Origin of the sequence: Klebsiella sp. 2680 (assembly GCF_900198535.1) — a bacterium.
Taxonomy (GTDB): Bacteria; Pseudomonadota; Gammaproteobacteria; order Enterobacterales; family Enterobacteriaceae; genus Klebsiella; species Klebsiella indica.
Window position 1 is genome coordinate 134347 of the sequence record NZ_FZNJ01000002.1, and the last position, 12307, is coordinate 146653.

Annotated in this window: 12 protein-coding genes; 7 read left to right on the top strand and 5 right to left on the bottom strand. The window is 52.3% G+C overall.

Translation table 11 applies throughout. The features are described from left to right. Positions 1–99 precede the first annotated feature (99 nt). On the top strand, positions 100–321 hold the full coding sequence (locus FN037_RS08060) for a type II toxin-antitoxin system Phd/YefM family antitoxin (protein WP_142501959.1): 222 nt from the start codon (positions 100–102) through the stop codon (positions 319–321). Beyond that, positions 318–704 (top strand): type II toxin-antitoxin system death-on-curing family toxin, encoded by a 387-nt coding sequence (locus tag FN037_RS08065; RefSeq protein WP_142501960.1) that lies wholly within the window; start codon positions 318–320, stop codon positions 702–704. Before FN037_RS08060 ends, FN037_RS08065 begins: the two co-directional genes overlap by 4 nt. A 235-nt stretch (positions 705–939) precedes the next feature. Here the strand turns inward: FN037_RS08065 and FN037_RS08070 are convergent, their stop codons facing one another. Both FN037_RS08070 and yjjJ read right to left on the bottom strand, forming a co-directional pair. Continuing rightward, positions 940–1287, bottom strand: coding sequence for a DUF596 domain-containing protein (locus FN037_RS08070; RefSeq protein WP_260607825.1), 348 nt, complete (start codon positions 1285–1287; stop codon positions 940–942). 264 nt (positions 1288–1551) lie between these two features. Then, positions 1552–2856: a type II toxin-antitoxin system HipA family toxin YjjJ gene (yjjJ, locus tag FN037_RS08075; protein ID WP_142501961.1), complete on the bottom strand. Its 1305-nt coding sequence runs from the start codon at positions 2854–2856 to the stop codon at positions 1552–1554. A gap of 293 nt (positions 2857–3149) precedes the next feature. Here yjjJ and FN037_RS08080 point away from each other — a divergent pair, with 293 nt between their 5' ends. Beyond that, complete coding sequence (locus tag FN037_RS08080) at positions 3150–3818, top strand: epoxyqueuosine reductase QueH (protein WP_138362322.1); 669 nt, start codon at positions 3150–3152, stop codon at positions 3816–3818. Between the two features lie 76 nt (positions 3819–3894). Here the strand turns inward: FN037_RS08080 and FN037_RS08085 are convergent, their stop codons facing one another. From FN037_RS08085 to FN037_RS08095, 3 genes are all read right to left on the bottom strand, one after another. Then, on the bottom strand, positions 3895–4860 hold the full coding sequence (locus FN037_RS08085; RefSeq protein ID WP_142501962.1) for an ornithine cyclodeaminase family protein: 966 nt from the start codon (positions 4858–4860) through the stop codon (positions 3895–3897). A 37-nt stretch (positions 4861–4897) separates the two neighbouring features. Next, positions 4898–6415: an amino acid ABC transporter permease/ATP-binding protein gene (locus FN037_RS08090; RefSeq protein ID WP_142501963.1), complete on the bottom strand. Its 1518-nt coding sequence runs from the start codon at positions 6413–6415 to the stop codon at positions 4898–4900. An 87-nt stretch (positions 6416–6502) separates the two neighbouring features. Next, positions 6503–7294 carry an ABC transporter substrate-binding protein gene (locus FN037_RS08095; RefSeq protein ID WP_142501964.1) on the bottom strand — a complete coding sequence of 264 codons (792 nt, stop codon included), beginning with the start codon at positions 7292–7294 and terminating at the stop codon, positions 6503–6505. A gap of 389 nt (positions 7295–7683) precedes the next feature. Here FN037_RS08095 and FN037_RS08100 point away from each other — a divergent pair, with 389 nt between their 5' ends. The 4 genes from FN037_RS08100 to FN037_RS08115 all read left to right on the top strand — a co-directional run bounded on the left by FN037_RS08100 (position 7684) and on the right by FN037_RS08115 (position 11949). Then, positions 7684–9024, top strand: coding sequence for an alanine racemase (locus tag FN037_RS08100; RefSeq protein WP_142501965.1), 1341 nt, complete (start codon positions 7684–7686; stop codon positions 9022–9024). Positions 9025–9040: 16 nt separating this feature from the next. Continuing rightward, the gene (locus FN037_RS08105; protein ID WP_171034916.1) at positions 9041–9835 is read left to right on the top strand and encodes an Asp/Glu racemase; all 795 of its coding nucleotides are present in this window, start codon (positions 9041–9043) and stop codon (positions 9833–9835) included. Continuing rightward, a complete protein-coding gene (locus FN037_RS08110) occupies positions 9828–10961 on the top strand; it encodes a M20 family metallopeptidase (protein ID WP_138362327.1) in 1134 nt (377 codons plus the stop codon). The genes FN037_RS08105 and FN037_RS08110 overlap by 8 nt, the downstream gene beginning before the upstream one ends. A 106-nt stretch (positions 10962–11067) precedes the next feature. After that, positions 11068–11949 carry a LysR substrate-binding domain-containing protein gene (locus FN037_RS08115; RefSeq protein ID WP_142501966.1) on the top strand — a complete coding sequence of 294 codons (882 nt, stop codon included), beginning with the start codon at positions 11068–11070 and terminating at the stop codon, positions 11947–11949. The last annotated feature ends 358 nt before the right edge of the window (positions 11950–12307 follow it).

Sequence of the window (12307 nt, forward strand, 5' to 3'; positions counted from 1 at the left end):
TGTTACGTAGGTGATTGTGGTTTTATATGTCAGTGAAATGGACATACACATTAGCACCAGGATAATGTACAATTTAGATGTACATCTCAGGAGAGAGCTATGCAAACCTACACCTCCACACAGGCCAGAGCCAATATTTCTACTGTACTGGATACCGCGTTAAATGGTGAGCCGGTTGAAATCACCCGTCGCGACGGCAGCGCTGCCGTGCTTATCAGCAAAGCAGCCTTCGAAGCCTATCAAAATGCCAAACTGGACGCGGAATTTGATGCCATCATGCAACGGCATGAACACACTATCAAAGCGCTGACTGACCGATGATTTGGGTCAGTGCACAGGAAGTCATTGCCTTTCACGACCGCATTTTGCAACACTTTTCCGGTGTAACTGGCATCACTGACCCCGGCAGAGCACAGGCGTTGATTTATCGGGTGCAGAATCGTGTTCACTACGAAGGTGTTACTGATCTGTTTGAACTGGCGGCTACCTACTGGGTTGCCATCGCCCGCGGCCATATCTTTCATGATGGCAATAAACGCACTGCATTTTTCGTTACCATGACCTTTCTCTGGCGCAATGGCATCCGTATCCTTGACGTTGATAACTCGCTGGAAAATCTGACGGTCGAAGCGGCTACCGGTGAAAAATCGGTCGACCAGTTGGCGCAGTGTTTACGTGAACGAGTGGATAATTCCGGGAATTAATGAAAGAAAAGCCCCCTACTCCGCATCGTGAAGTTTTAGTCAAAGCCTCAATGCCCTTGTCGTTGCCTTCTGCTTCCAGTCGTTCCAGTAATCGCGACAGGATCGCTGATTACATAACTCTCTTTTAACTCTTTGTTGATATCATTGAATACTTTGGTACACAGCCTAGATGTAATTGTATATCATGACATCCGCCCCATCATAAATGACGGGGCGGATGTTAAAACATCATTACCTAAGTCCAATCCTGATAGCCATTTTCGTGAATCCAGACAAGCCCAGCAGGACAAGTATCAGATAAAAACCAATACCCATTAAAAGCGCCACACTCCATCTCTTCAGGAGAATTGGGGAAACTTTCTCTAAACTTAGAGACCTGTTCTTTTATTGTTCCCGTCCAGAACTCGCCACCGTTTCCAAGCTTTACTTTCCCCTCATACATTAAGCGCTCAATAAACCAGAGAAATAACTCTTTCTCTTCATCAAATGACAGCGTTATCTTACCTGACAGGCTAGCCTGGGTGAATATTTTCCCAAATCGTAACAAGTTAATGGAAAACAGCAGTCGTCTGATGATTGCCATGACAAAATACTTGAAGCACTTAGAGCAATGAACCAGCATTTGCGTCGTTTTGAATATTGGTGGTTGATCCGATGGGAATTTGCAGTCATAGCATGGTTTAGGTCACTGAGAGTAAGGGAAAAATGTATAAACTGACAAAACTGCTTTTTGACTAATCACTTGGCCAGAAATTTCGGCGGTTCCGGCGAAGAACCCCTAGATCATCAAAATATAAATCTCAATCTAATACGGCTCTCCCTGGACCTGCTTCGCAATGACAGCGCATTATCCCAGACGCGCTATACGCGATCGGGCCTCGTCAAGGTGGTTACGTAACGCCGCAAGGCATGGGTCAAAATGGGTGGAAAAGCGACGGCAACCACTGGCTAAAGCAAAAAAGTCTTCCGCCAGCGCCAGCGCTTCCTGCCAGATTTCCTCGCCGATCGTCTCAAGGAGTGTCGCTGGCCGAAGCACATTCACTATTTCGCCGCCGGACTTAGGGGCAAACCCCATTGGCAGAATGTCATAAGCTGGCGCAAGGTGGTATGGACGACCATGACTACTAATAAACGACAGATTACCGTGGTGCATATCGGTATTGCCGATCAGCATCCCAAACGCCCACAGCCGCGCCGTGCCGCTGGCGGCATCAGGATGAACATGCCCCTGTCTGATCAGTTCATTAACCAGAATGGGCCACGGGGCCCTGGCCCGACCGACAAACTCCGCCTCCAGCGCCCGTAGAGAAAAAAGACCTATCCGGCCTAGCGGGCCTACGCGGTCGAATCGGGGGATCTCAAGGAAACGCTGCCCGGCAAAATCAAACACCTCGGTCTCGACGCCAAGTACCTTTAATGCAAGATGTTCAGCCTGTAACAGATCGCGCCAACGTTCACTGACAGGGTTATCATCCAGTGCCGTAAATTTCACCAGCACATGGCCACGTTCGGTATAAGTACAAAATTTGGGTTGCTCACCGCCAGCAGAGGAACCCGGCACTGCCCCGGCGCTGACTGCTAACGCTAGCGCGGGGAATGTTGTCGCGCGATCAACGGCAGTGGGCAACGGCATCTCCAGGAATTGGTTTCGTGCCTGTTCCCCTATTAAGAGATTCCCCACCGCGTCATGACCGTGTGCTAACAACGCCCGGATAACATCAGTGTCTGTCCAGTCTTCGGGATCAGGAGACAGGCCAAGCCTGGTTGAATATGTTGATGCGTAGGCGCGCCCCAGATATCCCTGTGGTCGCATGTCAAATAACCACCATGGCAGCCCGTCACTATGGAGGCACACGTCATCCGTCTGCTCAATGACAAAACCGTCTGGATGAACGGGGATAAGTTTACCCAGTGGTTTTACTTTCCCCTCTTCGGTTATGCGGTAAATGGGGGCGGAATGAAACCCGCGAAAAGTATCGCGCAAAGCATATTGAATAGATGGCCCAGAGCCAATCCTGACAACCTCATCACCAAGCGCCTTTAAAGTTCTGGAAATGGTTGGCTGACTAATATCCATTATATCAATAATTTGTCTTACTGTTGTTGGCCCATGACGTAGCGTCTGGCGTATCGTGTCAAACCGGTTTTTCATAGGGTGAATCACTTAATGAATAGATAGATGAATAGCTTTATGAATAGATAATCTATCAGTTTTTTGCTCACCCGTCATCCTGGCGAGAGGCTCTTCTCCGTGACCGCGCCAGAATGTGCCTCGCGGTTACGGCACGTTGCTCTGCCGCATCAGTCAGATTAACAGCGCCGGTAGCCAGTAAGTAAAAACTGACGATTTATAGCCTGACAAGGAGTGATGATTTTTGATTTTTCAATATCGGACGTTTTCAATGCTATAATTTCCGCAAATAGCACTATTCCTGAAAAAGACAGATGACTTTCACCGAATTTAAACGACCCAAACTTGAACTCCCTGACGGCGCAGATAAATTACTGCTGCACTCCTGCTGTGCGCCCTGCTCCGGTGAAGTAATGGAAGCCATACAGGCATCGGGTATCAATTACACGATTTTTTTCTACAATCCGAATATTCATCCACAAAAAGAGTATCTCATCCGCAAAGAGGAAAATATTCGTTTCGCGGAAAAACATGGCGTGCCGTTTGTCGATGCCGATTATGACACGGACAACTGGTTTGAGCGTGCAAAAGGCATGGAATGGGAGCCTGAGCGCGGTATTCGCTGCACAATGTGCTTCGATATGCGCTTCGAGCGAACGGCTCTGTATGCGGCTGAGCATGGCTTCAGCGTAATAAGCAGCTCACTGGGTATTTCCCGCTGGAAAAATATGCAGCAGATTAATGATTGCGGCCAGCGCGCAGCCGCATCTTACCCCGGCATCGTTTACTGGGACTATAACTGGCGTAAACAGGGCGGTTCTGCGCGCATGATTGAAATTAGTAAACGGGAACAATTTTACCAACAGGAATACTGTGGTTGCGTATACTCATTACGCGATACAAACATGCATCGAAAATCAAAGGGAAGACCGCTCATTAAGATCGGTAAGCTTTTTTACGGCAAAGAAGACAGCAAAGATTAAGCGGCAGGGGCTCACGCCCCCACAGCTTACACCAGCCGATCTGACGCCATATGCGCGCCAGCCTGCCTGGGCGCTATCATTTACCTGTTCGTTCCATGGCAAGCAAGGCAATAGCTGTATCCTGAACCCCGAGTCCCGTCAGATCGGCGATGGTGATATCCTCTGCGCTTACCCGTCCTTGCTGACGCCCGGTAATGACATCGCCAAGCTCAACGACCGTATAATCTTCCGTTACCACGCCCGCGCGCAGCGCCATGTGTAATTCCGAGAGTGCGCGGCACTGCCGGGCGCTGTCGGCAACATAGCGGGTCGCGCGCAGCAGAACGTCGGGATGGAGCTCTGATTTACCCGGCGCATCAGCGCCCATAGCGGTGATATGCTGGCCCGGGCTTAACCATTCCGCGCGAATAATGGGCGTCCGGGCCGGTGTTGCGGTCACAATAATGTCTGCACCATACACGGCCTGTTCAGGAGCGCTGACCGGCTGTACATCAATGTGTAGCTGTTGTGACATTTTCTGGCAAAAGGCTGTCGTTTGCTGCAGGTCCGGAGACCATACCCGCGCGTTGTCGATAGGCCGTACGGCCAGCAATGCCGCGAGCTGTAATCCGGCCTGCCGGCCCGCGCCAATAATTGCCGCACGGCGACTCTCTGGCCGTGAAAGCGTTCGCGCCGCCACCGCGCCAGCCGCCTGTGTCCGTAAGGCTGTCAGATACCCGTTATCCAGCAGTATGGCATCGACAAATCCCGTCTCACTGCGGCATACCAGCATCAAGCCGCTGCTGTTCGGCAAACCAGACAAATGATTGTCGTGCCATGTACTGGCCAGCTTTACCACAAAGTAAGCTGAACCAGCCACATAGGCTGATTTGACGCAGGTCTGCCCATGAAACGCATCGACGTTAATTTGCATAACCGGCGGCATAACCACAGCGCTGGCGCCGGAAAGCGACGCAAACGCGTGCGCAATCGCGTCGATAGCGCTGTCATCAAAGCTGACGGCATCGATAATCTGTTGGGTGGGAATCACCGTAGGTTGCATAACTTTTTTCTCCGGTCGCGGAATTTAACGGATAAAACTACTCAGCCGACTGACGCAGAAAGCCCGTAATTCGCGGATTGGTGTTATTGAACAGCGTTTCAGGCGGCGCATCGGCGACAATGCTGCCCTCCTCCATAAAAATAATCCGGTCAGAGATTCGGCGAGCAAAACGCATTTCGTGCGTGACGATGATCATTGTCATCCCTTCTCCCGCCAGCTCTTCAATGGTGCGCAGCACCTCGTTAACCATCTCAGGATCGAGCGCTGAAGTTGGCTCATCAAACAGCATGACCCGGGGTTCCATGACGACCGCCCGGGCAATGGCCACCCGCTGCTGTTGTCCACCTGAAAGCTGATGGGGATATTTATGCGCGTGCTGCTGCATCCCGACTTTTTGCAATGCCTTCATTGCCCGCGCCTTTGCCTGTTTACCGCTGGCTTTACCGTGATAGCTCAGGGCGAGGGTGACGTTTTTCAGCACGCTCATATGGGGAAACAGGTTAAAACTCTGGAATACCATGCCGATATCCGTAATTCTTTTCTCAAAATCCGGCGCCAGACGATAATGGTTATTATGTGCGCCAATCCATTCCCGGTTATCAAAAAGAATGACGCCATCATCAATATCCTGTAGTGCATTAATGGTCCGAATTAAGGTTGTTTTACCTGAACCGGACGGGCCAATAATTGACAGCACCTCCCCCTGACGAATACGAAAGCTCACCGCTTTTAATACCGTCTTCCCGGTAAAGCTTTTACTTATTTTTTCAATCGCGATGACCACCGGATTTTTATCCGAAGGCGGCTGGCGAGTTCGCCCAGAAATAGCGGGGAGGCTGTCTCCATCGGCCACGCTATGCTCGCTGGAAACGGAACGGATTCTGGTCACATCCAGCCAGCGTTCCAGTTGATTAACTAAGAGCGTAAAAACACTGACAATCATGACATAGAAAACCGCCACCACGATCAGGGTATCGATGACTTTAAAATTCTGGGTATAAAGTCGTTGTCCCACGAGCAGAATTTCATTCAGGGAAATAACTGACACCAGAGATGTTAATTTTACAATGGTAATAAACTCATTGGATAAACTGGGTAAAGCGATGCGAAATGCCTGCGGCACCACGATCAGGCGAAGACGCCCCCAAAAGCTGAAACCCAGCGCCTTACCTGCTTCATGCTGACCGCGCGGCACGCCGAGTAAGCCTCCGCGATGGATCTCGGCAATATAGGCAGACTCACTGGCAATAAGCGCCACTAGCCCGGCAATAAAGGGATTAGATAAAAAGCTGTTTGTCGAGGGAAATAACTGCGGCAAGTTATAAACAAAAATAAGTAACACCAGCAGCGGCAAACTGCGAAATAACCAGATATATCCAACCGCCGTATGGCGCAGATAACCTTTAGACGATTCTTTGCACAGGGCTATCCCTAGCCCTAAAACCAGGCCCGTCACCCAGGTCAGAACAGAGAGCACCACAACCGTGACGCTGGCCTTCCAGAAATCGGCATCAGCAAACAAATTAATTACATAATGCCAGTCAAAATCAGTCATTACCTTTTCTCATACCAGTGAGTGGGAAAATAAGTGCATGCCATGCCCGGTTTCGCATACACTTTTTAATGCAGAAACCACCAGAGGTTATGCGCCAGTCGCTATCCGGAATTGTTCCGGCGTTGGGCTTACAAGGTTATATTTATTCAGCAGAGACTGATACACGCCGTTATTTTTAATAATGGTAAAGGCCGACTCCAGTTCCTTCTTAATTTCCGGATGATTTTTCGCCACACCGATCCCGAGCACCACCGGAAATAAAACCTCTTTCGAACTGATAGCCAGTTTTCCTTGCGTTTTATCGACCGCCACCTTCAGCACGGCCACATCATCAGCCTGAGCGTCTACATTACCGGATATCACTGCCTGACTGGCCTCAGCGGATGTTGGATACTCTCTTATATCAATCGTTTTCCCGGCATCGGCGCAGACTTTATTAAGGGTAGAAATGTAAGCCGCACCTTTAATAATCCCGACTCGTTTACCGCACAGTTCAAGCGGTTGCTGCGGTTTAAACGCGCTGGTGCTTTTCACCAGAAAACCGAGCCCGGCATTGGCATAAGGGATAAAATCAATGACCTTTGCCCGCTCTGGTTTGATAAACATTGATGAGGCAATCACGTCAAATTTACCGGCGTTGAGGCCGAGGATCAGGTTTTCGAAACGCGTATCATTAAACTGCAGCTTAAATTTACCGGCAGTCGCCAGCGCCTGCATAAATTCGGCATCAAATCCCGCCGGTTTTTTATTGGCATCATAGTAAATATAGGGCGGTGAAGTGATATCGCTGCCAACCCTTAATGTATGTTCATCCTGAGCCTGAGCGATGCAACCGATAAATAACAGAGAAGTTACTGCACTTTTCAAAAACGTCTTCATTGCTGCGTTACCTCATTTTTGTTCTGCATTTTGCTTACTCTCCCGCGAAGGACAGCCAACAGTTCAGAGATTAATGACGGCGCTCCTTGCGATGCGTGATGAGGCCGATATACCTGAACGCCCCTCTCCCCTCTTCCTTCCACACTTACTATTGATGACTGTTTAGCCGGAAACAAACCATAAATTCTCGCAAACACGTTAATAAATCTAACATGTTTTTGTTATACTTATTTAAAAAACAATAAAATCAATGAATTAATAAAAATCACAATTTCTGGTGTTAAAAAAACTAATAATTCACATAGAAAAAGCTGCTGGAAGAGAAAGGCGGAGGCTCATTACACTTTGCCCGCACAGAGCCACATATTCAGTGGTCAAAGGAGCCAGTCATGAAACCTTTTCCCGACCCGATGGCATGCGATCGGCAGCAACTCGCGAAAAATCTCGCGGCACTGGGGGACGAATCCCCGGGCCTTATCCACAAAGGCGTCCCGGTGGATCACCAGGGCAACTTTGCCGAGATTGGCAATCGGGGCTATGCGCTGGGCGATCCTCGCCTGCCGCTTCCCGTCGCCTTTTTACGCGATGCCGTGATGCAGCAAAATCGTCGCTGGATGACGGAATATCTTGCAAAAAGCGGTGTCAGCCTTGCGCCTCATGGCAAAACGACCCTCGCACCAGAACTGTTTCACATGCAGCTGGAAGACGGCGTCTGGGGAATTACCGCCGCCACCGCCCAACAGGTCGCCTTCTTCGCCCGACTGGGATTAAGACGAGTTATTCTGGCCAATCAACTGGTAGGGAACGGCAATATCCATACCCTCCTCAACACGCTGCATCGTTATCCGACGCTACAGCTCTGGCTGATTGCCGATAGCCGACAAAATATCGATCAGCTCGTCCAGGCGGCAACGGAGTATGGCCAGCCGGTGACTTTCCGCGTGCTGGTCGAAATGGGTGTACAGGAGGGGCGCACCGGCGTACGGACGCTGGCGGACGCGATGACGCTGGCCCGCTATATCCGCCAGCAGCCGCATATGCAACTGGCAGGGATTGAGGGATATGAAGGTATTGTCGGCGGAGCGGACCAAAAGGCCCGCGAAGACGCCGTGCGACAAATGGTTGCGGCGATGAGTGAATGCGCCCGGCGCTGCGACGACGAAGCGTTATGGGAAAGTGATGAGATCCTGCTCACCGCCGGTGGAACCGAGTTTTTTGATTTATGCAGCCCGTTGCAACAGTTTAGCGGCCGCCTTCCTCACCGGGTGGTTATCCGTTCAGGCTGCTATATCACCAGCGACAGCATCGCCTATAAACGTGCATTTCAGCGTATTACGCAACGTACCCCGCTGACCCGGGAGATCGACGCCCCGCCTCCGGAGGGGGCGCTGGAAGTCTGGGCCGCGCTGCAGTCCATGCCTGAACCTGGTCTGGGCTTCGCCACGCTTGGTAAACGGGACATCTCCCATGACTGGGAGCTGCCCGTGCCCTGCTTGTGGTACAGACCCGGCGTTATGGCGCGCCCGCAACCGCTGCCTGCGGGCCACACGGTAACAAAATTAAACGATCAGCACGCCTACCTTCATCTGCCGGAAAACACGCCGCTGCAGATAGGCGATCTTATCGGATTTGGTATTTCTCACGCCTGCACCACCTTCGACAAATGGCGTTGCCTGCTCAGGGTTGATGAGCAGTATCGCGTCACCGGTGCGGTGAGAACATTTTTCTGAGATCAGGAACGCAGTCATGATAACGCAGACATCTTCGGTTATCCCCGTTGTCCACCCGACCACCGCCGGTCTGGAAGAACCTTACGGGCACACGGCCAGAATTGGCCTTATTGTACTCTCCACCGATCCTGTGATTGAGCGGGATTTTCATCACATGGTGCCAGACGACAGCCTGGGCGTCTTTTCCACGCGTATTTATCTGGAAACGCCGAACAGCGACAAAACCTTTCTGGCGCTGAAAGAGGAACTGGCCCCGGCGGCGGCATTATTGTTGCCGGATTCCCGGCTGGACGCGGTTGTTTTTGGCTGTACTTCCGCATCCACGCTCATTGGCCCGGAGACGATCCAGGCGAATATTCAGCAGGGACGCCCAGGCGTGGCGGTGACCAACCCGGCGACCGCCGCGCTGGCGGCGCTGCGCTATTTTAACGCCCGCCGCATTGCCCTCGTCACCCCCTATACGCCGCAGATGACGGAAAATGTGATGGCATTTTTGCAACAGGAAGGCATCACATTCAGCTCTGTCCGCGTCGCGGGTTACGATACCGATCACGCTATCGGCAGTATTCCGGCCGATTTTTTTGTTGATGCGGTGCTGGCTTCTGACCTGTCCGACGTCGACGCCATCTTTATTTCCTGCACCGGCACCAAAGCGCTCAACGTTATTGAGCGGATTGAAGAAAAAACCGGCTTACCGGTCGTGGTCAGTAACCAGGCGGCATTCTGGCATGCGCTGAAACTGTCCGGCTGGCGACAAAACATTCCGGGTTACGGACGGTTACTGAACTCCCTGGGGGACGAAAATGAGTGAAACTCTCGCACTGACGCAGGCATTAATTGCCCAGAATACCATCGATCCGCCAGGTAATGAGCGGCTGGCGGCAATGGTTATCGCCCAGACATTGCGTAAAGAAGGCATTGAGCCGCTGGTCTATGAGATCGCCCCCGGACGGACGAATCTGGTGGCGCGCATCAAAGGCAGCGGGGAGCGCCCCGCCCTCGCTTTTTCCGCGCATTTTGACACGATCGGCGTTGAGCCAGAAAAGTGGCAGGTGGATCCCTTTGCCGGAGAGGTTCGTGAGGGTCGCTTGTACGGACGCGGCGCGACAGATATGAAAGGGGGGATGGCGGCGATGACCGTTGCCGCAATTAATCTTGTACGGTCGGGTACGCCCCTGAAGGGCGACCTGTTGTTGACTTTTTCCGCCGCCGAAAATTCAAACTGTCTGGGCGCGCGTCGACTGCTTGAAGACGGACACTTTGACGGTGTCGGCGCTCTGCTGGTTTCGGAGCCAACCGGTAATCGCGCGTTTGTCGCAGAGAAAGGCGCCCTCTGGCTACGCGCCACCGCCAGCGGTGAATATGGCCATAACGCATTTTCAGAAAGCCGTAAAGGCGATCGCGGCAACGCTATCGTACGGCTTGCCCGATATCTGGACAAAGCCCACGACCTGCAACTGGATGCCCCAGCGCATCGCCACATTCGCCCTCCGACAATCAATATCGGCATGATCCGCGGCGGACTTTCGTTCCCACTGATCCCGGATACCGCCTCTGCCGACATTGACGTCAGGCTGGTTCCGGGCCAGAGCGCTGAGTCGGTAATGGACGCGTTTCAGGCCATCGCCGGGCCGCACATTACGCTTGAACTGCTGGATCTCAAATTGCCGGTGGATACGCCTGACGACCACCCCTTTGTCACACACTGCCTCAACGCCTGCCAGGCCGAAGGCGTGGACGATCCGGGGCCTGCTGGGGTTGCCTATTATTCAGATGCCGCAATTATCGCACCGCCTCTGAATCTGCCTATGGTCATTATCGGCCCGGGCGAAGTGGGAATGAGCGGCGCGATAGATGAGTATGTCCAGGTGGCGAAACTTGAGTGCGCGACGCGAATTTTCGAGCGCGTCGCCCGGTCATATCTGGGGGCCGAATAAACGCGACGGTGGCTCCGCCGCTGGAGCCGCCTCATTCTCAGGACCTGGACTTTACGCATTTAAAAACGCTATGCTGCCACTTTCAGTTAATGACGGTGGTATTTCTATGATGCTCCCCCCGCTCAATGCGGCCCGTGCGTTCGAGGCTACCGCCAGGCTGCTCAGTATCTCTAAAGCCGGTGAAGAGCTGTGCGTAACGCATGCGGCGGTCAGTGGGCAGATCAAGAAGCTTGAGTCCTGGCTCGGCAGACGCCTGTTTGAGCGTTCGGGACGCGGCGTAGTGCTGACGCCCGCCGGGCAACAGTATTATCAGTCCATACAGCAGGCGCTGAGCATTATCTCGGTGGCTTCCCAGTCGTTGCGGATCCGCAAAGACCGCAATGCGATCTCCGTCGCCTGCATTCCCTCTATCGCCACCCGGTGGTTAATTCCAGCGTTGCCTGAGTTCACTGAACTCCACCCGCAGATCACCATCGAGGTCGCCTATTCGCGGGCCCATGAAGCCTTTGATCCGGAGAAGCATGATGTCCTGATCACCCATAAAAACAGCAATGCAGAGGGGATTGCCTCCCATAAGCTGTTTTCCCGGATAAATAAACCCGTCGCCAGCCCCCGCTATCTGGAGACCAGCCGTTGTGATGCCCAATTAAATAACGCCATGTTGCTGCATGATGAAGTGATCTCCGCGTGGGAAGAGTGGTTCATCAGAGCGGGATACCGCCCAGAAAACCTGACGCATGGCCCGGTTTATCAGGACTTTAATCTGCTTGCCACGGCGGTGATTGCCGGACACGGCGTCGCGCTGTGCCCTACGGAGGTCTTTCGCCGGGAACTGGCAAGCGGCGACCTGGTGATACTGTCCGATATCTCGACGCTGGACGATGAAGGTTATTACCTGCTCTCAGATCAGGAGTGTAACCATTCCACCCAGGCCTTTTGCCAGTGGTTCGCCGGCGTCTGTAGCAACGTAAAAGCGCCACGGAATTAATGCCTGCGCCTGTCCTGACTCATGTCGCTGAGGACGGCGCGACGCGGCAGGTTTTCGGCGTAATGGCGGGGAATGCGGCGCATTCTCGTGGTGTCAAGTGAACGGAACAGGCCGCGAACTCAGCACGGGAAAAAAATGCGCCATTCCGTACAACCCGCTGAAAAACGCGATTCTCGCGGGCACGCAAAACAGCATAAAAAGCCGCTGACGATCTTAACTGAATCGCACCGGATACTGGACAGTCAGCCAATGCGATCTTATTAATATATCCATATTTTTTCCATTATTTACAGGTAACGTGTTCACAAAATTTCATGCTACTTCGCTTTCCCTTCACTGAATTGTGCATATAAGTGGT